General features: G+C 70.9%; 19 protein-coding genes. 9 read left to right on the forward strand and 10 right to left on the reverse strand.

Annotated features, from left to right (window positions below):
• The 3 genes from B4N89_RS23655 to B4N89_RS23665 form a co-directional block, all read right to left on the reverse strand.
• A complete protein-coding gene (locus B4N89_RS23655) occupies window positions 1-363 on the reverse strand; it encodes a hypothetical protein (RefSeq protein WP_078977814.1) in 363 nt (120 codons plus the stop codon).
• Window positions 364-848: 485 nt separating this feature from the next.
• Complete coding sequence (gene bioA, locus B4N89_RS23660) at window positions 849-2,150, reverse strand: adenosylmethionine--8-amino-7-oxononanoate transaminase (RefSeq protein ID WP_078977815.1); 1,302 nt, start codon at window positions 2,148-2,150, stop codon at window positions 849-851.
• Window positions 2,151-2,242: 92 nt separating this feature from the next.
• Entirely contained in the window at window positions 2,243-3,022 is a 780-nt protein-coding gene (locus B4N89_RS23665) for a hypothetical protein (RefSeq protein WP_078977816.1), read from the reverse strand.
• A 619-nt stretch (window positions 3,023-3,641) separates the two neighbouring features.
• Between B4N89_RS23665 and B4N89_RS23670 the strand changes: the two genes are divergently transcribed.
• Window positions 3,642-5,084 (forward strand): quaternary amine ABC transporter ATP-binding protein, encoded by a 1,443-nt coding sequence (locus tag B4N89_RS23670; protein WP_078977817.1) that lies wholly within the window; start codon window positions 3,642-3,644, stop codon window positions 5,082-5,084.
• Window positions 5,077-6,981 carry an ABC transporter permease/substrate binding protein gene (locus B4N89_RS23675; protein ID WP_078977818.1) on the forward strand — a complete coding sequence of 635 codons (1,905 nt, stop codon included), beginning with the start codon at window positions 5,077-5,079 and terminating at the stop codon, window positions 6,979-6,981. The genes B4N89_RS23670 and B4N89_RS23675 overlap by 8 nt, the downstream gene beginning before the upstream one ends.
• Window positions 6,982-7,089: 108 nt before the next feature.
• Here the strand turns inward: B4N89_RS23675 and B4N89_RS23680 are convergent, their stop codons facing one another.
• Both B4N89_RS23680 and B4N89_RS23685 read right to left on the reverse strand, forming a co-directional pair.
• Window positions 7,090-8,223, reverse strand: coding sequence for a hypothetical protein (locus B4N89_RS23680; protein ID WP_078977819.1), 1,134 nt, complete (start codon window positions 8,221-8,223; stop codon window positions 7,090-7,092).
• A gap of 22 nt (window positions 8,224-8,245) precedes the next feature.
• Window positions 8,246-8,482, reverse strand: a complete 237-nt coding sequence (locus tag B4N89_RS23685) for a LapA family protein (protein WP_078977820.1) — start codon at window positions 8,480-8,482, stop codon at window positions 8,246-8,248.
• A gap of 171 nt (window positions 8,483-8,653) precedes the next feature.
• On the opposite strand from B4N89_RS23685, the gene B4N89_RS23690 reads away from it, so the two are divergent.
• Window positions 8,654-10,285: an MDR family MFS transporter gene (locus B4N89_RS23690; RefSeq protein ID WP_078977821.1), complete on the forward strand. Its 1,632-nt coding sequence runs from the start codon at window positions 8,654-8,656 to the stop codon at window positions 10,283-10,285.
• Window positions 10,286-10,351: 66 nt separating this feature from the next.
• On the opposite strand, the gene B4N89_RS23695 is transcribed toward B4N89_RS23690, so the two are convergent.
• From B4N89_RS23695 to B4N89_RS23705, 3 genes are all read right to left on the reverse strand, one after another.
• Complete coding sequence (locus B4N89_RS23695) at window positions 10,352-11,209, reverse strand: 3-hydroxybutyryl-CoA dehydrogenase (RefSeq protein WP_078977822.1); 858 nt, start codon at window positions 11,207-11,209, stop codon at window positions 10,352-10,354.
• Window positions 11,210-11,504: 295 nt separating this feature from the next.
• On the reverse strand, window positions 11,505-11,738 hold the full coding sequence (locus B4N89_RS23700) for a hypothetical protein (RefSeq protein WP_078977823.1): 234 nt from the start codon (window positions 11,736-11,738) through the stop codon (window positions 11,505-11,507).
• Window positions 11,739-11,899: 161 nt separating this feature from the next.
• On the reverse strand, window positions 11,900-12,715 hold the full coding sequence (locus tag B4N89_RS23705) for an SDR family NAD(P)-dependent oxidoreductase (RefSeq protein ID WP_078977824.1): 816 nt from the start codon (window positions 12,713-12,715) through the stop codon (window positions 11,900-11,902).
• 143 nt (window positions 12,716-12,858) lie between these two features.
• Between B4N89_RS23705 and B4N89_RS23710 the strand changes: the two genes are divergently transcribed.
• The 5 genes from B4N89_RS23710 (at window position 12,859) to B4N89_RS23730 (ending at window position 19,046) form a co-directional block, all read left to right on the forward strand.
• Window positions 12,859-13,353 carry a pyridoxamine 5'-phosphate oxidase family protein gene (locus B4N89_RS23710; RefSeq protein ID WP_078977825.1) on the forward strand — a complete coding sequence of 165 codons (495 nt, stop codon included), beginning with the start codon at window positions 12,859-12,861 and terminating at the stop codon, window positions 13,351-13,353.
• A gap of 130 nt (window positions 13,354-13,483) precedes the next feature.
• Window positions 13,484-15,700 (forward strand): acyl-CoA dehydrogenase, encoded by a 2,217-nt coding sequence (locus tag B4N89_RS23715; RefSeq protein WP_078977826.1) that lies wholly within the window; start codon window positions 13,484-13,486, stop codon window positions 15,698-15,700.
• Window positions 15,701-15,808: 108 nt separating this feature from the next.
• Window positions 15,809-16,999: an acyl-CoA dehydrogenase family protein gene (locus B4N89_RS23720; protein WP_078977827.1), complete on the forward strand. Its 1,191-nt coding sequence runs from the start codon at window positions 15,809-15,811 to the stop codon at window positions 16,997-16,999.
• Between the two features lie 33 nt (window positions 17,000-17,032).
• The gene (locus B4N89_RS23725; RefSeq protein ID WP_078977828.1) at window positions 17,033-18,163 is read left to right on the forward strand and encodes an acyl-CoA dehydrogenase family protein; all 1,131 of its coding nucleotides are present in this window, start codon (window positions 17,033-17,035) and stop codon (window positions 18,161-18,163) included.
• 82 nt (window positions 18,164-18,245) lie between these two features.
• Window positions 18,246-19,046: a crotonase/enoyl-CoA hydratase family protein gene (locus B4N89_RS23730; RefSeq protein ID WP_078977829.1), complete on the forward strand. Its 801-nt coding sequence runs from the start codon at window positions 18,246-18,248 to the stop codon at window positions 19,044-19,046.
• A 92-nt stretch (window positions 19,047-19,138) separates the two neighbouring features.
• Here B4N89_RS23730 and B4N89_RS23735 read toward each other — a convergent pair whose 3' ends face one another.
• Window positions 19,139-20,812 (reverse strand): protein kinase domain-containing protein, encoded by a 1,674-nt coding sequence (locus tag B4N89_RS23735; RefSeq protein WP_161500795.1) that lies wholly within the window; start codon window positions 20,810-20,812, stop codon window positions 19,139-19,141.
• Window positions 20,813-21,082: 270 nt separating this feature from the next.
• Here B4N89_RS23735 and B4N89_RS23740 point away from each other — a divergent pair, with 270 nt between their 5' ends.
• Window positions 21,083-22,705 carry an acyl-CoA synthetase gene (locus B4N89_RS23740; protein ID WP_078977831.1) on the forward strand — a complete coding sequence of 541 codons (1,623 nt, stop codon included), beginning with the start codon at window positions 21,083-21,085 and terminating at the stop codon, window positions 22,703-22,705.
• Window positions 22,706-22,727: 22 nt separating this feature from the next.
• On the opposite strand, the gene B4N89_RS23745 is transcribed toward B4N89_RS23740, so the two are convergent.
• Complete coding sequence (locus B4N89_RS23745) at window positions 22,728-24,041, reverse strand: DUF445 domain-containing protein (protein WP_235618746.1); 1,314 nt, start codon at window positions 24,039-24,041, stop codon at window positions 22,728-22,730.
• Window positions 24,042-24,221: the final 180 nt, after the last annotated feature.

A 24,221-nucleotide genomic window follows, 5' to 3' on the forward strand; every position in this document is an offset into this window, starting at 1 on the left:
CTACAGCGGCAGGTGGCCGTGCGGGCCCGATGCGCGCGACGGTTGGGCGGGGACCAGGGACGCGCCCCGGTGCCGGCCGTATGGGGAGTAGCCACCCTGGGTGGGCAGCGTGAAGTTCGGGAACGGGGGGTCCTGCGCGTAGGCGTGGCTGATCGCGGCGGGCGCGCCGTACGAGGGCCGGCTCGCGGCGTAGTCCTCGTTCGTACGCTCGTGCGGGACCGCGCGGAACATCCGCCGCCACTCGGTCTCCAGCGTGTTGTAGATCGGCGTCAGGACGTCGTGACCGGACGACGCGGCGGCCCCCACGGAGAGGGCGGGGTGGCCGAGGGCCCGGCTGCTGATGGAGTCATCGAAACTGAACACACCGGGTCCAACGAGCGGAAGCTGCGGCGGTTGCGGGGGCGGATTCGAACGGTTACTGGATATATACGGAGTGCTACGGGTGGTGGGGGCGTTTGGGTGTTTGCGGTGGCGGCGGCGGGTGGGGCTGTGGGGCGCCGTGTGGCGAGGGCGGGGTGGGCGTTGCGGTCTCAGGGGGTGGCGGGGGGTCGGAGTCGTGTCGGCGGCGGTGCTTCTTGTTGGGCGCTTCGCGCCGGCTCGCGAGGGGCCACTTTTCTGCTCCCCCGCTTCGCTCCTCCGCAGAAAAGTGGCCCCTCGCTCGGGGCCGGCTGTCCCTCCGCTTCGCTCCGGGCCATCCGGCCCAAAACTGGCGGCTCCGCCGCTCTCCGCGCTGCGCGCGTCGATCGCGTGGGCGGCCCCCCTCGTGGGCGCTGACGCGCCATGGGGGTGGGGGCTTGCGTGGGGTGTCCCACCGCCTCTGGCGGCCGTGTTCGTGCGGAGGGTGGGGGTCAGGTGTGGGTGTGGATGACCTTGATCATCGCGGTGGTGATTTTGGTTAGGTCGTTCGGGGGTGTGATGTAGGGGGGCATCGTGTAGACGAGGCGGCCGAAGGGGCGGATCCAGACGCCCTGTTCTACGAAGGCGGGTTGGATCGTCGCCATGTTTACCGGGGTGGCGAGTTCGATGACGCCGATTGCGCCGAGGACTCGGACGTCGACTACGCCGGGCAGGGTGCGGGCCGGGGCCAGGCCCTTGCGTAGGCCGTCGGACAGGGTGGTGATTCGGTCGCGCCAGGGTTCTGAGAGGAGCAGGTCGACGCTGGCTGCGGCGATTGCGGCGGCCAAGGGGTTGGCCATGAAGGTTGGGCCGTGCATGAACGCGCCGCCCTCGCCGCGCGAGATGGTTCGGGCCACCTCGTCGGTGCAGAGCGTGGCGGCCATGGTCAGGTAGCCGCCGGTCAGGGCCTTGCCCAGGCACATGATGTCGGGCGCGATGCCCGCGTGGTCGCACGCGAACAGTTCGCCGGTTCGGCCGAATCCGGTGGCGATCTCGTCCGCGATCAGCAACACCCCGTGTCGCGAGCACAGTTCGCGGATCCGGCGCAGGTAGGCCGGGGAGTGGAAGCGCATACCGCCCGCGCCCTGCACGATCGGTTCGAGGACGACGGCCGCCACCGTCGAGCCGTGTCGGTCCAGCAACTCCTCGATCCCGGCGGTGTCTTCGTCGCGCAGCGGAGTGTCGAAGCCCGCCGGCGGGATCGGCGCGAACAGGTGCGTGGGCAGGACCCCGGAGAAGAGGTGGTGCATCCCGCCGATCGGGTCGCACACCGACATCGCGCCGAACGTGTCGCCGTGATAACCGCCGCGCACGGTCAACAGCCGGGTGCGCTCGGGCCGGCCGCGCCCGCGCTGGTACTGGAGCGCCATCTTCAGCGCCACCTCGACCGCGACCGAGCCGGAGTCGGCGAAGAACACCTTGGTCAGCGGCTCGGGGGTGATCTCCACCAGGCGCCGGGCCAGCCGCACGGCCGGCGGATGGGTCAGCCCGCCGAACATCACGTGCGCCATCGTGTCCACCTGCGCGTGCGCGGCGGCGTTCAGGACCGGGTGGTTGTAGCCGTGGATCGCGGCCCACCAGGACGACATGCCGTCGACCAGCTCACGCCCGTCGGCGAGCCGGAGCCGGACCCCGTCGGCGCCGACCACGGGGAACAGCGGCGCTTCGCCCTCGGTGCTCGCATACGGGTGCCAGATGTGCCGCCGGTCCTGGGAAACCAGTTCGTCGCCGTAGGCCGCGTCGTAGTGCTCCATGGCTCGGCACGCTATCGGAGCGTCGGGAGGCGACCCGGTACAGGTCGCCTCCCACGCGGGCCGCGCGCGGTCGAGGCTGCCGCGCGGCCGGGTCAGATGCCGCTGACCGGGACCGATCCGGCCGCGAGCAGGTTTCGCCGACCCGCCTCGCCGAGCGCGGCGGCCAACTCGTCGTTGCCGGTGTGGATGCCGATGGTGCCGACCGGGGCGGCGAACAGCAGTACGACGCTGTGCGTCTTGGCGGCGTTCAACCACGCCTCGGGCACCTCGGCCGGGGTCTGCGCCTGCCACCACGCCTCGGTGCGCCCGCCCGCGCCCGGGAACAGCACCGCGGTCAGGTAGCCGTCGGTCATCTGTACCGACCAGCCGCCGAGCAGCGGCGGCAGCGTCTCCTCGGGGGAGGCGATCGGCGCGAACCCGCGCTCGCCCAGCAGCGACAGGAACTCGTCCTGCGCGCCGGGCGTGCCCGGACGGGCCACGGCCGCCCCGGGCTCGACCACGAGCGCCGCGTAGGTCACGCCCGCGCACACCACCATGCTCCCGGTGATCGAGATCGGCACCGGACCGCCCGGCACCACGGTCTGCACCGCGAGCCCGGGGTTGGCCTGCGCCGCGAGCAGTGGCTCGACCGCGGCCTCGGACACCGGGATCACCTGGGAGGGGATGCAGCGGGTGTGCGCGAACGCGAGCACCGCGGTCTCCTCGGCCAGATACAGCAGCGCACTGGTTTCCACGGAGGTGGTGTCGCCCTCACCGCGGCACGAGGCGCACGCGTAGGTCTGGGGGCCGGTCTCCCCCGCCACCAGGCGGGCGGCCTCGTCGTCGCCGATCTCGGCGCGGACCTCGGGGCTGACGTCGAGCAAGCGTGACACGGAAGGCTCCATCGGTAGGGGGGTGTGCGACAGTGAGGGATCGCCGCTTGCGTTCTCGCGCCGGGACGTTACCGCCTGGTGACGTTGTGTCACCTGGAGAATGCGGGAACGTCACCCCTATGGGGCATGTGCGCCCCGCCCGCGCCACGGCCATTCGGGCGACGGCGCCGGAGTGCGCGCCCGTGCGCGGCGATTGAGGTGCGGAGTGCGCCGTCGAGTGGTCATTCGATGACCGAGGGTCATGGATGTGGCCATGTCGTCACGTCGGAATTACGTGATGATCACCGGGAGATCACAGTGAATGGGTGAGGTCGAATGCGATAAATGGTGGTGAATTTGGACATATGGGTTTGCGTTGATGAGACGTGAATCTCTCTATGTTTCCTCTCGGAATCACTCGGGCAAGTCACGCCCGGTAACAAATGCGGGATACAACTTTCTCGGGGGACTCGGGAAAGGCGTTCGACCCCGGACGTGCGCCGCTGCCGTGACGTTTTTGCACCGGCCGTACTCCCGCATCCAGCAGCCCGCGGCGCCGGCGCCCTCTTCACGGCGGTGCTCCGGCCCGGAACCGGTATCAACCGTTCCGTTCCTCCGCGGCCCGAACCACGAGGTATCCGTGTCCAGACTCCGGGCCGAAGGCCTGTACAAGATTTTCGGCCGTCGAGCCGACGACGCTCTCGACCGGCTGCGCGCCGGCGAAAGCCGGGACGACGTACGAGGGGGCAGCACCGTCCCCGCCGTCATCGACGTCTCCTTCGAGGTCGCCGAAGGCGAGATCTTCGTCGTGATGGGCCTGTCCGGCTCCGGCAAATCGACCCTGCTGAGGATGCTCAACGGCCTCCTGGACGCCACCGCCGGCGCCGTCTACATCGACGACCGGGACCTGACCACGTTGCCCGCCAGGGAATTGCGCGACGTGCGCGCCCGGCGCATCAGCATGGTCTTCCAGCACTTCGCGCTGTTCCCGCATCGCACGGTGCTGGAGAACGCGGGCTACGGCCTGTCGGTCCAGGGGGTGCCGGCCGCCGAGCGCGACCGGCGGGCCCGTGAGGCGCTCGCCCTGGTCGGCCTGGCCGGCTGGGAGGAGTCCGCGCCGGGCGAGTTGTCCGGCGGCATGCAGCAGCGGGTCGGCCTGGCCCGCGCGCTCGCCACCGACGCCGACATCCTGCTGATGGACGAGTCGTTCAGCGCGCTCGACCCGCTGATCCGTCGCGAGATGCAGGACCAACTCCTGGAACTCCAGGAGAAGTTGCACAAGACCATCGTGTTCATCACGCACGACCTCAACGAGGCGATGCGGCTCGGTGATCGCATCGCGGTGATGCGCGACGGCCGGGTGGTGCAGATCGGTACCGCCGAGGACATCCTGACCGACCCCGCCAACGACTACGTGGCGTCCTTCGTCGCGGACGTGGACCGTACCCGGGTGTTGACCGCGGGCTCCATCATGGAGGACTCGCGCGCCACGGTGACCAGCGGAGAAGGGCCCCGCGTCGCGATGCGCACGATGCGCGAGGCGCAGACCACGGCGGCCTTCGTGGTGGACACGCGCGAGAACGGCCGCCGGTTGCTCGGCGCGGTCACCGATGCCGCCGTCACCGAGGCGGCGCGGGTCGGCGAGCGCACCGTCCGGCCGGACCCGGGTCTCGACGTGGTCACGGTGACGCCGCAGACGCCGGTGGCCGAGTTGTTCGCGCCGAGCGCGGAGAGCAGGCTGCCGCTCGCGGTGGTGGACGAGGGCATGCGACTGGTGGGCGTGGTGCCCCGGGTCAGCCTGCTGGCCGCCCTCGGCAACGCCGCGGGGGGATCGGGCGAGGCCGACGGCGGCACGCTCGGGGTCACCGACACCGGGAGCGTGAAGATGCTGGTGCCCGCGGGGCCGGGGGAGAAGTTGGTACCGGTCGGGCCGGGGGAGAAGTTGCTCCCGACCGGCGCGGACGGTGTGGGCGGGTCCGGCGCGGCGGCGGTCGACGCGGCCGGGGTGCGGATACCGGCGCCGGCTGCGGAGTCGGTCGTGGAGCGGGTCGGGGCCGAGGGCGAGGTGCGCGACGATGCCTAGGATCCATCTGGGCGACTGGGCCGAGAGCCTGGTCGACTTCATGCGCGACCACTTCTCCTGGTTGTTCGACTTCATCCGGAGCGTGGTCGGCGGCGCGGTCACCCACCTGGCCGATTGGCTGACGGATTCGCCGCTGCCGGTCGTGGTCGTGCTGTTCGCGGTGATCGGTTGGGCGGTGCGCGGGCCGGTGTTCGCGCTGGTCGCGGCGGCGGGGTTCCTGCTGATCGACGGCCTGGAGATGTGGAAGCCGGCCATGTCCACGCTGGCCCTGGTGCTGGTCTCGGCGGTGATCGCACTGCTGATCGCCATCCCGCTGGGCATCCTGACCGCGCGCAGTCGCGCGGTCGGCACGGTGTTGCGGCCGGTGCTCGACTTCATGCAGACGATGCCGGCGTTCGTGTACCTGATCCCGGCGATCACGTTCTTCGGCATCGGCGAGGTGCCGGGCGTCGTGGCCACCGTGGTCTTCGCGCTGCCGCCCGGGGTGCGGATGACCGAATTGGGCATCCGCAGCGTCGACGCCGAAATGGTCGAGGCGGCCGAGGCGTTCGGCACGAGCGAGTGGCGGATCCTCAAGGACGTGCAGTTCCCGCTCGCGTTGCCGACCATCATGGCCGGGGTCAACCAGGTCATCATGTTGTCGCTGTCGATGGTGGTCACCGCCGGCATCGTCGGCGCGGGCGGCCTGGGCAGCGAGGTGTTCGGCGCGTTGTCGAACAACAACGTGGGCCTGGGCGTCGAGGCCGGCGTCGCGGTGGTCGTGCTCGCGATCTACCTGGACCGTACGGTCGGTGCGGCCGGACAGCGGGCCGAGGCTCGGGCCAAGCGCGCCAAGGCCGTGCGCGGTGCCGACGGCTTCACGCCGAAGTGGCTGCTCGACTGGCGTCCGCGCCCGGCCGTGGCGGTCGGCGGCGTGGTGACCGTCGCGCTGGTCGCGGGGCTGCTCGGCGGCTTCGGCCTCGGTACCTCCGACGGTGGTCGCAAGAAGATCACGGTCGGCTGGATCCCGTGGGAGGAGGACGTCGTGGTCACCAACATGTACAAGCAGCTGTTGGAGAAGCGCGGCTACGACGTCACGATGAAGCAGCTCGACGTGGGCCCGCTGTTCCAGGGTCTGGCGCGCGGCGACATCGACCTGTTCCTGGACGCGTGGCTGCCCACGCTGCACAAGAAGTACCTGGACGAGTACGGGTCCAAGCTCGAGGAGATCGGGCGCTGGTACAACAACGTGGACGTGCAGCTCGCGATCCCGAAGAATCTGCCGTACGCGTCGGTCGAGGATCTCAAGGGCCACGAGAACGAGTTCGGCGGCCGGATCGTCGGGATCGAGCCGGGCGCGAACATCATGGACCTGACCGAGAAGAAGCTGATCCCGGAGTACGGGCTCGACTTCGACCTGGTCAAGAGCAGTACGCCCGCGATGATCGCGGAGCTGGACCGGCAGATGGCGGCCGGCAAGCCGATCGTGGTGACGATGTGGCGTCCGCACTGGGCGTACACGAAGTACGACATCAAGCCGCTGGCCGACCCGAAGCAGTCGTACGGCGCGCCGGGGTGGATCAGCTCGATCGGCCGCAAGGGCTTCGCGAAGGACTTCCCCGACGTCAACACGTGGGTGAAGAACCTGAAGCTGGACGACTCGGTGCTCGGTCCGCTGGAGAAGAAGGTCTTCGTCGACTACGCGGGCAAGCCGAACGCGGCGGCCGAGGGCGTGAAGGCGTTCCTGAAGGAAAACCCGGACGTGGAGCGGAAGTTCCTCAGCGAACTGCCGCCCGCGGGCGGCACATCCGGGACGGGCGGCACCGAGCGGCCGAAGCACGACGGCGGCAAGGACGGGCAGAGCGCCCGGCCGCAGTCGCTGCCGGCGGCCACGCGGGAGCGGGCGGAGGCGTCCTGACGGCCGGTTCCCCAGGTGGGTGACGCGGTCGGCTGACGCAACCGCTCGGGGAGGGCATCGCGCGAGGTTCGCGCGGCGCCCTCCTTCGCGTTGCCGGCCCGCGTCGGGTCAGGAGCGGAACTTCCAGTCGTCCTCGGGGGCCTTGGGGTTGATCGGTTCGCACCGGAGGCCCCACTTCGAGGCGCCGTCGGCGAAGGCTCGGAAGAACTGTTCGGTGGGTTGGCCCAGGGTTCGGCCCGGGGGGTCCTCGCCGTTGTGGCGGGTGAGCTGGTAGGCCACGGTGTGCTTGTCGCACATGCCGATGACCTTGCCCTCGACGGTGCCCGAGAGTTGGGCGTCGTTGGCGATGCCGCCGGTGGGCAGCCGCTCGGACAGGATGGCGCGTTCGCCCGGGGCCTCGGTGCCGGGGGCAAGGTAGCCGTGCACGATCGCGAAGGAGAGCACCCGCCGGTTGTCCAGGAACAGGTCGCAGCCCTGGATCGCGCCGGCTCCCTCCGGCGTCGCGGCGGCCGTCCAGCGCGCGCGCTGATCGCCGGCGGCCTGGGGGCCGAGCGCGGCGGGGTCGAGCATGCCGCAGACGGGGGCGTCGGTGATCGGCTTGGGCTCGCTCGCGGGTTGGATGGGGCCCGGCCGGGGGGCGGGGTCCGACTCGCAGCCGGCCGCCTTGGCCACGCCGTTGGCCAGGTCCACCGCGAGATTGGCCAACTGCTGCCGCTGGTCCGGCCGGTCCGGGGTGCCGGCCGGGGCGAGGGTGCGCGCCCGGACCAGCATCGGAACCGGGTCCTCGACGTTCTGCACCTTGCAGTTCTGCACCAGCCACGCGTCGTCCGCGCCGGCCATGCCGTACAGCTTGTTTTCGCCGTTGCCCAGCGGCGCCGACCCCGTGGTGGTCAGCCCCGGCAACTGCACCCGCTCGGCGCCGGCCATGTTGAACAGGTACGCCGAACCGACGAACGAGCGCTCGCCCGCCGTCACCTGGCAGCGCAGCACGGGGTAGTGCGGCAGCGGCGTATGGTCCTTGGCGGTGAACGCGGGCGCGGCCGGGAGCAGCGCGGTGACCGCCGAGGTGGGCAGCAGACCCGCGCAGACCGTGTCGCCGACGGGTGTGGTCTCCGACCCCGTGGGCGTGATCGCGGAGGGTTCGGCGGAGGGGGAGGCGGAGCTCGAACAGCCGGCCACGAGCACGCCGGCGGTCAGCAGGCTCGCCACGTGTACGGCCGGACGCAGCCTGGAGCGAAGCATGCGGCCCAGGATATCGGGCGGCTCAGCGCCGGTTGGTCCTCACCCACCACCCGGTCAACATGCCCGCGGCGAACGTCCCGACCAGGACGATCCACAGCGGCGCCGCCAGCGTCGGGATCCAGAATCGGATGCTCACCGAGCCGGTGTTGGCCAGCACGAACCAGACGCTCAGGACGACGATCACCGCGACGCCGATCGTGCGGTACGAGATACCGCCGATATTGCCGCCCGTAGTGCCCGATTGAGGGGTCTTTGCCATGCCGCAGATCCTATCTGCGTAGTCGGTTGGTCACTTTGAGGCGCGCCGACTTGACCATCTCTTGAAAGTTGCTTGCAGCAACAAAGCTTGCTATGGTTGTACCAAGCAACGAGTGTCGGGGGTGGGGAAGCCGCGTCCGGGCGCAGAGCATCCGCAGCAGAAGGGGTAGGTATGAGCAACGCACCGGCCGCAGCGCCGGCCGCGCAGACATCGGCGGAGCCGATGTCCCACCGGCAGATCATGGAGGCCCTGTCGGGGCTGCTCCTGGGCATGTTCGTGGCCATCCTGTCGTCCACGATCGTGTCCAACGCCCTGCCGCGGATCATCTCCGACCTGCACGGCAGCCAGACCTCCTACACCTGGGTGGTCACCGCCACACTGCTCGCGATGACCGCGACCACCCCGATCTGGGGCAAGCTCGCCGACCTGACCAGCAAGAAGCTGCTGGTCCAGCTCGCGCTGGTGATCTATGTGGCGGGCTCCGCGCTGGCCGGCCTGTCGCAGAACACGAGCATGCTGATCGGCTGTCGGGTCATCCAGGGCGTCGGCGTCGGCGGTCTCACCGCCCTCGCGCAGGTGATCATGGCCGCGATGATCTCGCCGCGCGAGCGGGGTCGCTACAGCGGCTACCTCGGCGCCACCTTCGCGCTGGCCACCGTCGGCGGGCCGCTGATCGGCGGCGTGATCGTGGACACCCCGTGGCTGGGCTGGCGCTGGTGCTTCTACGTCGGCGTACCGTTCGCGGTGGCCGCGATCGTCATCCTGCAAAAGACCCTGAAGCTGCCGGTGGTCAAGCGTGAGGTCACCATCGACTACCTGGGCGCGACGCTGATCAGCGCCGGTGTGTCGGTGCTCCTCGTGTGGGTCTCGCTGGCGGGCAAGAACTACGCCTGGGTCTCCTGGCAGACCGCGGCCATGGTGCTCGGCTCGCTGCTGCTGATCGCGCTGGCCATCCGGGTCGAGGGTCGGGCGGCGGAGCCGATCATCCCGCTGTGGTTGTTCAAGCAGCGCACCATCGTGCTGGCCGTGCTCGGCAGCCTCGCGGTGGGTCTGGCGATGATGGGCTCGTCGGTCTTCCTCAGTCAGTACTTCCAGATCGCCCGCGGCAAGTCGCCGACCGTGTCCGGCCTGATGACGCTGCCGATGATCGGCGGCCTGGTGATCGCCTCGACGGTGGTCGGCAAGCTGATCACCGCGACCGGGTTCTGGAAGCGCTACCTGGTGATGGGCGGCGTCTCGCTGACCCTCGGGCTGACCCTGATGAGCACCACTCGCGCCGACACGAACCTGTGGGTGCTCGGGGTGTACATGTTCCTGCTCGGCATGGGCATCGGCGCGCTCCAGCAGAACCTGGTGCTCGCGGTCCAGAACGCGGTGCCGGTGCACCAGTTGGGCGCGGCCAGTTCGGTCGTCGCGTTCTTCCGCAGCCTGGGCGGTGCGGTCGGCGTATCGGCGCTCGGCGCGGTGATGGCGACCAAGGTCACCGGCTACCTCTCCGACGCGGGGCTGAAGTCGGGCGCCGGCGGCGGGGGCGGGATCCCCAACGTGCACCACCTGCGGGAGCCGGCGCGCGGCATCGTGGAGAACTCCTACGGCCACGCGGTGGGCGACATCTTCCTGTTCGCGGCGCCGTTCGGGCTGCTCGCGCTGATCGTGGTGCTGTTGATCAAGGAGGTCCCGCTGCAGACGGGCCAGGCGGTCGTGGTGGCCAAGGCCGAGCAGCGGCAGCCGGGAGCGGAGGCGGACCCGGCGTCGGGCCGCGAGCCGGTACGGATCGACAAGGTCGAGGCGCGCACGCCGTAGCCGGCCACACGCACCACGAGGGCGGCCCCGATGGGGACCGCCCTCATGGTGCGTGTGGGGCCGGGCTCAGTACTGGTAGAAGCCGCGGCCGGTCTTCTTGCCGAGCAGCCCGGCGTCGACCATGCGCAGCAGCAGCGGCGGCGAGCTGTACAGCTGCTCCTTGAACTCGTCGTAGAGGCTGTCCGCGACCGCCTTGATCGTGTCCAGGCCGATCAGGTCGGTCAGCCGCAGCGGGCCCATCGGGTGCGCGCAGCCGAGCACCATGCCGTTGTCGATGTCCTCGGCCGAGGCGAAGCCGGACTCGAACATCCGGATCGCGGAGAGCAGGTACGGCACCAGCAGCGAGTTGACCACGAAGCCGGCGCGGTCCTGCGAGCGGATCACCGTCTTGCCCAGCACCTCGGACGCGAACGCCTCGGCGCGCGCCGCCGTGCTCTCGTCGGTGAGCAGCGAGGGCACCAGCTCGACCAGTTTCTGCACCGGCACGGGGTTGAAGAAGTGGATCCCGACGACCTGCTGCGGCCGGGACGTGGCCATGCCCAGCTTCATGATCGGGATCGAGGACGTGTTGGACGCCAGGATCGCGTCCTCGCGCGTGACGACCTTGTCCAGGGTGGCGAAGATCTGCGTCTTGACCTCCTCGATCTCGGCCACCGCCTCGATCACCAGGTCACGATCGGCGAACTCGCCCAGGTCGGTGGTGTACGTGACCCGCGCCAGCGCCGCGTCGCGATCGGCCTCGGCGAGCTTGCCCGCCTTCACCCCACGATCGATCGACTTGGTCACCCGGGTCCGACCGGCCTCGGCCGCCGCCGCGTTGGTCTCCGCCACCAGCACATCGAGCCCGGCCTTCGCGCAGACCTCGACGATCCCGGACCCCATTAGCCCGGCCCCTACCACCCCTACGCGCCGTACATCGCTCACCGCGTACTCCTCGCTCCACTACTCGCTACCGTGTTCGCCTCCTCGCATCCTCTCAGGTGCGGGTCAGCGGGCGTCGATGCGCTGGACGGGTTGCCCGGTGAGCTTGGCGATGACCTCGAAGTCGCGGTCGGCGTGGAGAAGGACGAGGTTGTGCCGAGTTGCCGGAGAAACTCCAGGCGAACCGGCTCGCACAGGCCGACGCGCCCGGCCTCGAACGGCTCGTCCCACGCTTCGCTGGTTTACCTGCGGTAGAACCGGACGAGTGCAGACGTGTCCACGAGGTACGAATCCTGGGTCATCGAGGGTTCTCCAGCGGCTCGTACTCATCGGGAAATCCGAAGATCGAGAAGTCCAAGGCGCCTTCGTCGACCAACTTCCTCATGCCCTCGATAGCCGCCTTACGGCGCCGGACGTCTTCGGTGAGGAGTCGCAGGGCCTCGTTGACGGTGTCACTCTTTGTTGCGGTTCCCAGTATCTGTGCGGCGACTGCCAAGTTTTCACTGTCGAGGTCGGTCACGGTCTCGGACATGGCAGTTCCTCACGGCGGATCCGTCACTCGAAAAGAGCATATCTCCGTCTGCCGCCATTGAGCCGAAGGGCGCAACGGCCCATGTATGGCCTCTGACCAGCGCAAGGTTGCCAAACAGAGTCGCCCGGATTCACTCGAAAAGGCGATCTTCTCGGCTGTTCTCAGTGGGGCGCCACGTCCATGTCCGGTAGGGGGTACGGGAACTTCGCGCTTACCGCGCCGTCGACGGTGAGGACCTGGCCGCTGAGGTAGCGGGACAGGTCGGTGGTGAGGAACAGGAGGGGGCCGGCTATGTCGGCGGGGAGGGCCACGTCGTTCAGGGGGGCGTTGGCGGAGTTGGCCTTGCGGCCCGGTTCGCCGAGGTAGGCGGAGACCCTTGGGGTCCAGACGACGCCGGGGGCGACCGCGTTGACGCGGATGCCCCGGGGGCCCAGTTCGACGGCGGCGGAGCGGACCAGGGAGATCAGGCCGGCCTTGGCGGCGCCGTAGGCCGCGTGCATGGGGGCGCCGGTGAGGCCGGACACCGAGGCGACGAAGGTGATCGCGCCGCCGCCGTGCGCGGCCAGGTGCGCGCCGCCCAGTTGCAGGGCGAGCAGGGCGTGGCGCAGCACCACGTCCTGGTGCCAGGTCCAGTCCTCGTCGGTGATCGAGAGCAGGTCGGCGTAGCGGCTCATGCCGATGATGTCGACGATCGCGTGTGCCCGGCCCAGGCGCGCCTCGACGTCGGCCCACATGCGCGTGGCGTCGGCGCGGGAGGTCGCGTCGCCGGACCAGGCGATGCCGTCGACCTCCTCGGCGATGTCGGCGGCCAGGTCCGGATCGCGGTCCACGGCGAACACCCGGGCGCCGCACTGGGCGAGGGCGTGCGCGGTCTGCCGGCCGATGCCCTGGCCCGCCCCCAGCAGCACGACGCCGCGCCCGTCGAGGCGGAATCGGGCCGGGTAGTCGGGGACCTCGGAGTCGTCGGTTCGGGTCATGGCGCCGACGCTAGGCAGGACCTGACGCAGTGTCAATCATCGCTCCGGGCCTGGGTGGTGCCGGAACTGACGGTCTGTCAATCGAGCCCCGGGCGTGGCAGTGTACAAATGGTTGACCCAGGCAATCAAAAGGGGAGTGCGGTATGGGCGAGCACATGGGCCACGGCGTCAAGCAGCGGGACCGGGTCCGGATGACGGACGAGGAGGTCGCCGCGTTCCTGGCCGGGCGGCACTCGATGACGATGTCCACGCTCAACGCCGACGGCAGCATCCACTCGATCGGCATGTGGTACGGCTTCCTGGAGGGCGACGTCGCCCTGGAGAGCAAGGCCCGTGCGCAGAAGGTGCTGAACGTGCGGCGCAATCCGACCATCACCTGCCTGGTCGAGGCCGGCGAGTACTACGAGGAACTGCGCGGGGTGTCCATCGTCGGCAAGGCCGAGGTGGTCGAGGAGCCGGAGCGGATCTGGGAGTTGGGGGTGAGCGTGTTCAGCCGCTACGCGGCGCCGTACACCGAGGAGTTGCGCCCGGCCGTGGAGATGATGCTGAACAAGCGCGTGGTGATCAAGGTCGTCCCGGACCGGATCGTCTCCTGGGACCACCGCAAGCTGGGTCTGCCGTCCACTCGCCCGAACTGAACCCGGCGCGCCCGCGCCCGACCGCCACAAGCCGCCTGCCGCCCGGCCGCGCGGATCTGGCGACCCAGGATCCAGTCAGGTAGCCTGTCCGCTTACTTGATCGAGACAAGTATTGGTGAGGGAGTACACAGTGCCGATCGGATTCGCCACCGAGCATCGGGCGTTCGCGGAATCGGTAGCCGGTTTCGTCGCTCGCCACGCCTCGATCGAGAGCACCCGCCGCGCCGCCGAGCAGCTGTCCGCCGGCGCGCCGCCGGACTGCTGGGCCGCGCTGGTCGCCCAGGGCCTGACCGCCGTGCACCTGCCCGAGGAGTACGGCGGCGCGGGCGCCGGGCTGCTCGAACTGGCCGTCGCCGTCGAGGAGACCGGCCGCGGCCTGCTGCCCGGCCCGTACCTGCCCAGCGTGCTGACCAGCGCCGTACTGGCCCGCCACGCCGGCCCCGAACCGGCCAAGGCGCTGCTGCCGGCATTCGCCGAGGGCGCCACCGGCGCGGTCGCCGTCGTACCGGACCTGACCGCGCGCGCCACCCCGGGCGGCTGGCAGATCCACGGCGTCGTCGAGCCGGTCCCCGGTGCCGTGGGCGCGACCTACCTGCTGCTCGGCGCCCGGACCGACGCCGACCCGACCCGGGCCGAGGAGATCTGGTTCGTGGTCGAGCCCGGCGCGGCCGTCGAGGTCACCGCGCTCGGCCCGCTCGACCTGGCCCGGGGCGTGGCCCGGGTGCGTACGAACGGCCTGGAGATCCCCGCGTCCGGGGTCCTTCCCGGTGTCACCACCGCCCGGGTGCGCGAACTCGCCGCCGTCCTGGCCGCCGCCGAGGCCGTCGGGGTGGCCCGCTGGTGCTTCGAGACCGCGCTGGCCTATGTCAAGGTCCGCGAGCAGTTCGGCGTCGCGGTCGGCTCGTTCCAGGCCGTCAAGCACAAGGCTGCCACCCTGTTCACCCGGCTCGAACTCGCGGGCGCCGCCGCCTGGGACGCGGCCCGGGCCGCCGACGACGACGCCCCCGACGCCGGGGAACAACTGGCCCTGGCCGCCGCCGAGGCCGCCGTGCTCTGCCTGCCCCTGGCCCGTGAGGTGGCGCTCGACTGCATCACCATGCTCGGCGGCATCGGCTTCACCTGGGAGCACGACATCCATCTGTACTGGCGCCGGGCGATCTTCCTCGGCCAGTGGCTCGGCCCGGCGGGGGAGTGGACCGCACGGCTCGGTCGCGCCGCGCTCGCGGGCGGCCCCACCCGGCGCTTCGACCTCGAACTCGACGAGGACGACACGGGCGCCTTCCGGGCCGAGGTGGCGGCGAACCTGGCGGCGGCGAACGTGCTGCCCGAACCCGCCCGCCGACAGCGCCTCGCCGAACTCGGCTATGTCTCGCCGCACTACCCCAGGCCGTACGGGATCGCCGCCGACCCGGCCCAACAGGTGGTCATCCAGCAGGAGTTCGCCCGGATCGGGCTGACGCCGCCGAGCACGGTCATCGGCGAGTTCGCGCTGCCCACGATCATGGCGCACGGCACCGAGGCGCAGCGCGACGCGTACGTGCCGGCCACCCTGCGCGGCGACATCGTCTGGTGCCAACTGTTCAGCGAACCGGGCGCCGGCTCCGACCTCGCGGCGCTGGCCACGCGCGCCACCAAGGTCGAGGGCGGCTGGCGGCTCAACGGCCAGAAGGTGTGGAACTCCAAGGCGCACGAGGCACACTTCGGGATTTGTCTGGCCCGGACCGACCCGGACGCGGCCAAGCACAAGGGCATCACGTACTTCGTGGTGGACATGGCCACGCCCGGCATCGACGTGCGGCCGCTCAAGCAGGCCAACGGCCGGTCCGAGTTCAACGAGGTCTACCTGGACGACGTGTTCGTCCCCGACGACGCGGTGGTCGGCGAGGTGAACGGGGGCTGGCGGATCGCCCGCACGACGCTGGCCAACGAGCGGGTGATGATCGCCGGGGGGCCGGGCATGCAGGCGTTCGGCAAGCTGGTCGCCGACCTCGCGGGAGATGCTCCCGCCGCCGTCGACGACCCCGCGCCGCTCGCCCGGCTCGGCGCCTTCGCGGCGGAGAACTTCGCGCTGCGCGCCCTCACCCTGCGCTCGACCCTGCAGCGCCTGTCCGGGCTCGACCCGGGCGCCGCCTCCAGCGTGCTCAAGCTCGCGGTCACCGAGCACCAGCGGGCCGTGGTCACCGCGCGCCTGGAGCGGTTCGGCCCCGGCGGCACACACCTCGACGGCCCCGCCGGCGAACCGCTCACCGAGTACCTCTCGCTGCCCGCGGTCCTGCTCGGCGGCGGCACCCGGGAGATCCAGCTCAACGTCGTCGCCGAACGCATCCTGGGCCTGCCCCGGGGGTGAACCCGGCGACCGCCCGGGGTCCTCGACCCCGCGTCCCGCGACCGACAGACAGCGTCCACGGCCGGCAAGGTCCACGGCCACCAGGTCCACGGCTATCAGGGAGACCACGTGCACATCGCCTACACACCCGAGCAGGAGGACCTGCGACGGGAACTGCGCGAATACTTCGCGCGGATCATGACGCCCGAGATCCGGGCCGAGCAGGCCGCGGGCGAGACCAGCCTGATGGGCAAGGACGGCGCGTACTGCCGCGTCGTCAAGCGCATGGGCGAGGACGGCTGGCTGGGCATCGGCTGGCCCAAGGAGTACGGCGGCCAGGACCGCACCATGCTGGAACAGCTGATCTTCACCGACGAGGCCACCCTGGCCGGCGCCGCGGTGCCGTTCCTGACCATCAACACGGTCGGCCCGACCCTGATGGAGTACGGCACGCAGGAGCAGCGCGACTTCTTCCTGCCGAAGATCCTCGCCGGCGACATGCACTTCTCGATCGGCTACTCCGAGCCGGGCGCGGGCACCGACCTCGCCGCGCTGACCACCAAGGCGGTCCGCGACGGCGACGACTGGATCATCAACGGGCAGAAGATGTGGACCTCGCTGATCCACGTCGCCGACTACGTGTGGCTGGCCGCGCGTACCGACCCCGACGCGCCCCGGCACAAGGGGCTGACCATGTTCCTGGTGCCCACGAACGCCGAGGGCTTCTCCTGGACCCCGATCAAGACCATGGGCGGCCAGACCACCTCGCAGACCTTCTACGAGAACGTCCGGGTACCCGCGTCGGCGATGGTCGGCGAGCTCAACGGCGGCTGGAAGCTGATCACCGGGCAGCTCAACCGCGAGCGGGTGGCGCTGTGTTCGGCCGCGGGTATCCAACTCGCGCTGCACGAGACCCGGCGCTGGGCCGAGCGGGCGGTGTTGCCGGACGGCTCGCGCGTGATCGACCGGGAGCACGTCCAGGCCAACCTCGGCCGGGTGCACGCCAAGGTGGAGTTCCTCAAGCTGGTCAACTGGAAGATCGCCTGGGCGGTCGACCACGGCGCCAAGGTCGGCCCGGCCGATGCCTCGGCGACCAAGATCTTCGGTACCGAATTCGCCACCGAGGCCTACCGGTTGCTGATGGAGTGCCTGGGCGAGGACGCCTACCTCCAGCAGGACTCGCCGGGCGCGGTGTTGCGCGGCCGGCTGGAGAAGATGCACCGCACGGCGCTCATCCTCACCTTCGGTGGCGGCACCAACGAGGTACAGCGCGACATGATCGCGATGCTGGGCCTCGGGCTGCCCCGGCCGCCGCGCTGACCCGCCGTCACCACGCTGACAAGGACAGGTGAAATGGACTTCGGTTACACGGAAGAACAGCAGGACCTGGTGGGCCTGGCGGGGCGGATCCTCGGCGAGCGGGTCACCCACGAGGCGCTGACCGCGCTGGACCGGCGGGTCGAGCAGGACGGCGCGCCGCGCTTGGACCGCGAATTGTGGGCGGAGCTGGCCAAGGCCAACCTGCTCGGGATCGGCCTGCCGGAGGAGTTCGGCGGCTCCGGCTACGGCGTGTTCGAGCAGTGTCTGATCCTGGAACAGATCGGCCGCACGCTCGCACCGGTGCCGTTCGGGCCCTCGATCGCGGTCGCCGCGGCGCTGCTGAGCCGGCTGGGCACCGACGAGCAGAAGACGGCCTGGCTGCCGGGGGCGGTGGACGGCTCGCGGATCCTGACCTACGCGCTCGCCGAGCCGTACGGCCGGGACGGCGCCGCGCCCGCGACGAAGGCGGTGTGCACGGACGGGGTCTGGCACCTCGACGGGGTCAAGACCGGAGTGCCGGCGGCGACCGTCGCCGACCTGATCCTGGTGTCCGCGGACCTCGGCGAGGGCCACGCGGGTGTGTTCCTGGTCGACCCGAAGGCGCCCGGCGTGCGGATCGAGGCCCAGCTGACCACGGCCAAGGAGATCGCGGGCCTGGTCACCCTGGAGCGGGCCTCGGGCACCGCGCTCGGTGGTCCCGACGCGGCGGTGAACCTGCGCGAGCTGGCCACTCTGGCGCTGTGCGCGACCCAGCTCGGGGTGACCGAGAAGGCGATGCGCGAGACCGCGAAGTACGCGAGCGAGCGGGTGCAGTTCAAGCGGCCGATCGGCTCGTTCCAGGCGGTGGGGCACCGGCTGGCCGACGCGTACATCGACGTCGAGGCGATCCGGCTGACCACCTGGCAGGCGGCCTGGCGGGTGGCCGAGGGCCTGGACCCGGCCGAGGCGATCGCGACCGCGAAGTTCTGGGCGGCCGACGGCGGCCACCGCGTCGCGCACGCCGCCGTGCATGTGCACGGCGGGATGGGCGTGGCCGAGGAACACTTCGTGCACCGCTACTTCAACCACGCCAAGCAGCTCGAACTCTCCCTCGGCGGCGCCACCGAGCAGGCGCTGCGGATCGGCGCCGGCTTCGCGGCCACGCCGGCGGGGGAGTTCGCCTGACCGGCTCGCCCGAGCCCACCCCAGGTGCGGCCCCGCCGGCGCCGCATCCCGTGATCCCCGGATTTTCTGGAGACGAACAGACATGAGCGAACCGCACGCCCTGGTCGAGCGGGACGGCCCCGTCCTGGTCATCACGATGAACCGCCCCGAGGCCCGCAACGCGGTCACCGGCGAGATGGTCGAGATCCTGGAGGCCGCCTGGGACGAGGTGAACGACAACCCCGAGATCCGGGTGGCCATCCTCACCGGAGCCGGCGGCGCGTTCTGCGCCGGCGCCGACCTGAAGGCGATGAGCCGGCGCGCGCCCGGCGACGCGTTCAAGGGCGGCGAGGGCAGGCCGGCCATGGACATGTCCGTGATGAAGTGGTGTCTCAAGGGCTTCACCCTCACCAAGCCGTTGATCGCCGCCATCGAGGGCCCGGCCATCGCGGGCGGCACCGAGATCCTTCAGGCCACCGACATCCGGGTGGCCGGCGAGTCGGCCCGCTTCGGGGTTTCCGAGGTGCGCTGGGGTCTGTTCCCGCTCGGCGGGTCCGCCGTGCGCCTGCGCCGGCAGATTCCGTACACTGTCGCCGCCGACCTGCTGTTGACGGGCCGCCACATCAAGGCGCCCGAAGCCAAGGAGCTCGGTCTGATCGGGCATGTCGTACCCGACGGCGGCGCGTTGGGGAAGGCGAAGGAGATCGCCCACCAGATCGCCGCCAACGGTCCGCTCGCGGTTCAGGCGGTCCTGCGCGTTCTGCGTGAAACCGACCAGTTGACCGAGGAAGATGCGTTCAAGCTGGAATCGCAGATCGGAATGCGGGTATTCATGAGCGACGACGCCAAGATCGGTCCGCGAGCCTTCGCGGAGAAGAAGACCCCGGAGTTCAAGGGCACCTGATGTGCCATCGGAAAACTTCGGCATGAAACGGGCCCGCCGGGTCAGGGACGGCAATCCCCCGGCGGGTCCTCATCATCTCGACGCGTGTGCGCTCACGCGGGTTGCGTCGATCGACCGAAAAATTTCGGCGATGTCGCGGCCGGGCGCCGGGAGCGCACCTCGCGGGCCGATTCGATCGCGGTCAGCAGAGCCAGCACGACCCAGAGCGCGATCATCAGGCCGCCGTTGCCCAGCGACGTGCACGACCAACCGGTCAGCGCCGCGAACAGCCAGAACGCGGCGACGTACACGGCAGGGGCGTCGCGTCGCCGCAGGAACGCGACCAGGAAGACCAGGGCGAGCAGCGCGAACGGCACGATAGCGGTGAACTCCTCGCCGGTCGGGTCGGTCGCGCTCCAATGGTCGGAGTCGCCGTAGGCGGAGAACGGCTGCCGTCGGTAGCTTCGGCGGTAGGCCGGCGCGAACAGGGCGGCGGCCAACACCGCGAGCGGCCCCCACACCAGCACCACCGCCAGCCGCGCCGACCACAACAGCGCGACGGCGGCGAGCACCGCCGAGGCCAGACACAGGTAGTTGAACCCCTTGAACCCCTCGGGCCGGGTGCTCAGCCACGCGGCCGCCAGCATCGCGCCGCCCGCGACGGCGAGCAGACCGTCCGCGCCGAGCCGGAAGCGGACCGCCCAGGGGCCGCCGGAGCGCTGCGGCGCCGAGTCGACGGACGGCGGGAGATCGGGCCGCCACGGCGGCGGGCCGAGGTCGTATGGGGGCGGCGGGCCCGGGTCGGGCGGCCGGGCCCGCGTCGGCGCCGGTGTCGGCGGCGACATCGCAACGGGCGGCGGCCGGTCGGTGCCGGTGGTCGCGACCGGATCGGGGGTTCGCCCCGGCTGCCGGTCGGCGTTCGGGTTGTGGGCGGTGTCGGGGGCGGGCCTGCTCGCGGCCGACCGGCCCCGGACGTCCTCCAGCGCCGTGCGCAGCCGACTCGCGGTCGGAAACCTTTCGTCGGGGTGCTTGGCCAGCAGCCGCAACACCACCGCGTCCAACTCCTCGGGCACCTGCGGGCGCATCGCCGACGGCGGGGTGGGCGGCCTGGACAGGTGCTGGTGCATCACCGCGAACGGCGAATCGGCCAGGAACGGCGGCCGGCCGGTGAGCAATTCGTAGATCAGCGCGCCGAGCGAGTACAGGTCGGTGCGGGCGTCGACGTCGCGCCCCTCGATCTGCTCCGGGGACAGGTACGCGGGGGTGCCCACGGTCATCCCGGTCGCGGTCAGCCGGGTGGTCGTCTCGGCGAGCACCTTGGCGATGCCGAAGTCGAGCACCTTCACCCCGCCCGTCGAGGTCAGCATGATGTTGGCGGGCTTCAGGTCGCGGTGCACCACGCCGTGGCCGTGGCTGTGCACGAGCGCGTCGGCGACGTCGTGGGCGATCGAGACGGTGCGGCCGATCGGCAGCGGGCCCTCGCGCAGGGCCTCGGCCAGCGTGCGACCGTCGACGAACTCCATCACCAGGAAGGGGATCGGCTCGGCGCCGGTGGTGTCCTCGCCGACGTCGTACAGCGTGGCGACGCCCGGGTGGGACAGGCCGGCGACGGTGCGCGCCTCGCGCCGGAACCGGTCCCGGAACTCCTGCTGCCGGGTCAGCTCGACGGGCAACACCTTGACCGCGACGGTGCGGCCCAGTTCGCGGTCGACGCCGCGCCAGACCACGCCCATCCCGCCGTGCCCGACCGACTCCAGCAATTCGTATCTGCCACCCAGAACGCGCATGTCTCCCCCGGAGTTCGGTCGTGGATCGTGCCTGGCCGGGCAAGTCCGGAGCAACCGGCTGTTCGGGGACATATGCCGGGCCTTCGTGGCGAGAAAGTACCGCCGCGCGGGCAGGTTCCGACAGCGCTTTGCCGGAACGTGGCGCGGCTATTCTTTTGATCGAGTCAAGGGTAAGTTGGCCCGACCCTGCCTCCGACCGGATGGGATCCCCGCCTCGGCCCCGGATCCCCGGTGTCGGGAGCATCCGTACATCCGCCGTGGGAGCCGACCATGACGTCCGTCAGCCCGTCGTTCAACCTCGCCGACCTGTTCGAGATCGTGGTGGACGCGATCCCCGACCGCACCGCGATGATCGCGGGCGAGGTACGCCTGACGTACCGGCAACTGGACGAGCGGGCCAACCGGGTCGCGCACCACCTGCTCGGGGCCGGGATCGAGCCGGGGGACTTCGTCGGGATCCACGCGTGGAACCGCGCGGAGTGGGTCGAGGCGATGATCGGCTGCCACAAGGCGCGGGCGGTGCCGATCAACATCAACTACCGCTACGTCGAGGCCGAACTGCGCTACCTGTACGAGAACTCGGGCATGGTCGCGGTGATCGCCGAGCGCTCGTTCGCCGGCGCGACCGCGGCGATCCGGGCCGACTTCCCCACGCTGCGGCACGTGGTGATCCTCGAGGACGGCGCGACCGAACCGGCCGAGGACACCGTGGGCTACGAGGACGCGCTCGCGGCGGCCTCGCCCGCACGCGGCTTCGGCGCGCGCAGCGACGACGACCTGTACGGCCTGTACACCGGCGGCACCACCGGGATGCCCAAGTGTGTGCTGTGGCGCGGCGAGGACATCTTCTTCGCCGCCCTCCAGGCCGGGCGCGGCGCCCGGCCGAAGCTGCGCACGCCGGACGAACTCGCGCGGACGGTGCGCGAGTCGGCCGGAATGACCACGCTCGGCCTGGCGCCGATGATGCACGGCGGCGGGCAGTGGTCGATGTGGAACACCTTCTACATGGGCAACACGTTCCTGATGTGGACCGGGCGCGCCTTCGAGGCGGACGCGGTGATGGCGCTGGCGTCCCGGGAGAAGGCGCTGTCGATGGCCGTGGTCGGCGACGGCATGGGCCGGCCCCTCGCGGACTGGTTGGCGGCCAACCCCGACACCTACGACCTGTCCGCGCTCAAGGCGATCAGCAACGGCGGGGCGCCGATGAGCGCGGCGGTGCGGACCGCGCTCGAACAGGCCGGGATGTTCGTGATCGACAGCTTCGGCGCGTCGGAGACCGGCGCCGCCATGCGGCAGACCGGTGCGCCGGGCACGGCCACCCGGTTCGCCTCCTCGGAGACCACGACGGTCCTGGACGATCGCCTGGTGCCGGTCGAGCCGGGCTCGGGCGACGTGGGCCGACTGGCCGTCGGCGGGCACATCCCGCTCGGGTATCACGGCGACGACGAGAAGACGCGGGCCACGTTCGTGCGGGACGCGAACGGGCGGCGCTGGGTACTGCCGGGCGACTACGCCCAGTTGGACAAGGACGGCAGCATCCTGCTGCTCGGGCGGGGCAGCGCGACCATCAACACCGGTGGCGAGAAGGTGTACCCGGACGAGGTGGAGGACGCGCTGAAGTCGCACGCGGACGTGTTCGACGCGGTCGTGGTCGGTGTCCCCGACCCGCGCTTCGGCCAGGCGGTCACCGCGCTCGTGGTGCTGCGCGAGGGCACCGACCCGGGAGCGGAGGCGATCACCGCGCACGCCCGGACCCGGATCGCCGGCTACAAGACGCCCAAGCGCATCCACTTCGTCGAGTCGATCCCGCGCACGGCGGCGGGCAAGGTGGACCTGCGGGCGGCCAAGGCGCGGGCTGAGGAGTTGTCGCAGTCGGCGCGGCCGGGCGGCTGAGTGCGGCGGCGTCGGGGCCGGCTCAACCGAGCACCTGGGTGAGGGTGTGGATCAGCAGGCCGACCAGCGCGCCGACGACGGTGCCGTTGATCCGGATGAACTGGAGGTCGCGGCCGACGTTGATCTCGATCTTGCGGCTGGTCTCCTTGGGATCCCAGGCGCCGACGGTGTCGGTGATCAGCGCGGTGATCTCGTCGCGGTAGGTGGTCACCACGTAGGCGGCGGCCTGCTCGATCCAACGGTCGGCCTTGCCGCGCACGCGCGGGTCCTCGGCGAGCCGGGTCGCCAGTGCACGGATCGCGTCCGTGGCCCGGTTGCGCAGCGCGCTGTCGGGGTCCTCGGTGGCCTCGACGAGCATCGCCCGGGCGGCGCCCCACACCGACGCGATCAGGTCCTGCACGGCCGGGTGCGCGATGGTGCGGTCGCGCAGGCGCTCTATCTGGGCGATCATCGCCGGGTCGTGCCGGAGGTCGCGGGCCACGTCGGCGAGGAAGGTGTCCACGGCGAGTCGGGCCGAGTGCTCCGGGTCGTCGCGCACCGCGCCCGCGAAGCGCACGAGTTCGCGGTGCACCTTGTTGGCGATCTGCCGGTCCAGGAAGCGCGGGGACCAGCCGGGGGACTCCTCGCTGACCACGCGCAGCACGGCCTCGCGATGCGTCTCCAGCCAGTCGTGCGCCTTGGTCGCCACCAGGTCGACCAGGCCGTGGTGCGCGCCGTCGCGCACGAGCCGGTCGAGCAGTTCGCCGATCGGCTGGGCCACGGCCTGGGCGGAGACCCGACGGGTGATCGCCTGGCCGAACACGTTCTGCACGTCCTCGTCGCGCAGCACGGTCAGCGCGGCGCGGGCGAGCGCGCCCAATTGCTCGGTGACCCGTTCGGCGTGTCCGGGGGCGGCCAGCCAGGTGCCGGCGCGCCGGGAGACCTCCATGCGGGCCAGGCGCTGCCGCACCACCGCGTCGGAGAGGAAGTTCTCGCCGACGAACTCGCCGAGGTTGCGCCCGAGGGCGTCCTTGCGGGTCGGGATGATCGCGGTGTGCGGGATCGGCAGCCCGAGCGGGCGCCGGAACAGCGCGGTCACCGCGAACCAGTCGGCCATCGCGCCGACCATTCCGGCCTCCGCCGCCGCCTGTACATACCCGGCCCACGCCCCGGCCCCGCGAGCCTCGGCCCACCGCGCCAGCACGAACAACACGACGGCGAACACCAAAAACCCGGTGGCGATCACCTTCATCCGCCGCACCCCACGCAACTTCTCCACCTCGGCGGCGGTGCGACCGGCGCCGACGACGGGTCGAGAACGTGGGGCCGGGGCCACGGGTTCGGCCAGATCTTCCATGAGGGTCATTGTGAAGATCTGCCCACCCGAAAACCCCCCACGACACCACCCCACCAGGTGGCCCTCCTCACGCCCCCCGACAAGATCGCCACGGCCAAGCGCTTCTTCTGGACGAATATAAGCCAGGCGTTATATTTGACGCGTGATTCGCTCGCGGAAGCCCGATATCAGCGGTACCGC

This window comes from Embleya scabrispora, assembly GCF_002024165.1.
Classification (GTDB): Bacteria; Actinomycetota; Actinomycetes; order Streptomycetales; family Streptomycetaceae; genus Embleya; species Embleya scabrispora_A.

What these genes read in the sequence shown, in the direction of transcription:
- B4N89_RS23705 (WP_078977824.1), bottom strand. Translation starts at nt 12,715, where the DNA reads ATGACCCGAACCGACGACTCCGAGGTCCCCGACTACCCGGCCCGATTC.
- B4N89_RS23740 (WP_078977831.1), top strand. Translation starts at nt 21,083, where the DNA reads ATGACGTCCGTCAGCCCGTCGTTCAACCTCGCCGACCTGTTCGAGATC.
- B4N89_RS23690 (WP_078977821.1), top strand. Translation starts at nt 8,654, where the DNA reads ATGAGCAACGCACCGGCCGCAGCGCCGGCCGCGCAGACATCGGCGGAG.
- B4N89_RS23685 (WP_078977820.1), bottom strand. Translation starts at nt 8,482, where the DNA reads ATGGCAAAGACCCCTCAATCGGGCACTACGGGCGGCAATATCGGCGGT.
- bioA (WP_078977815.1), bottom strand. Translation starts at nt 2,150, where the DNA reads ATGGAGCACTACGACGCGGCCTACGGCGACGAACTGGTTTCCCAGGAC.
- B4N89_RS23725 (WP_078977828.1), top strand. Translation starts at nt 17,033, where the DNA reads ATGGACTTCGGTTACACGGAAGAACAGCAGGACCTGGTGGGCCTGGCG.
- B4N89_RS23735 (WP_161500795.1), bottom strand. Translation starts at nt 20,812, where the DNA reads ATGCGCGTTCTGGGTGGCAGATACGAATTGCTGGAGTCGGTCGGGCAC.
- B4N89_RS23675 (WP_078977818.1), top strand. Translation starts at nt 5,077, where the DNA reads ATGCCTAGGATCCATCTGGGCGACTGGGCCGAGAGCCTGGTCGACTTC.
- B4N89_RS23710 (WP_078977825.1), top strand. Translation starts at nt 12,859, where the DNA reads ATGGGCGAGCACATGGGCCACGGCGTCAAGCAGCGGGACCGGGTCCGG.
- B4N89_RS23680 (WP_078977819.1), bottom strand. Translation starts at nt 8,223, where the DNA reads ATGCTTCGCTCCAGGCTGCGTCCGGCCGTACACGTGGCGAGCCTGCTG.
- B4N89_RS23745 (WP_235618746.1), bottom strand. Translation starts at nt 24,041, where the DNA reads ATGGAAGATCTGGCCGAACCCGTGGCCCCGGCCCCACGTTCTCGACCC.
- B4N89_RS23700 (WP_078977823.1), bottom strand. Translation starts at nt 11,738, where the DNA reads ATGTCCGAGACCGTGACCGACCTCGACAGTGAAAACTTGGCAGTCGCC.
- B4N89_RS23730 (WP_078977829.1), top strand. Translation starts at nt 18,246, where the DNA reads ATGAGCGAACCGCACGCCCTGGTCGAGCGGGACGGCCCCGTCCTGGTC.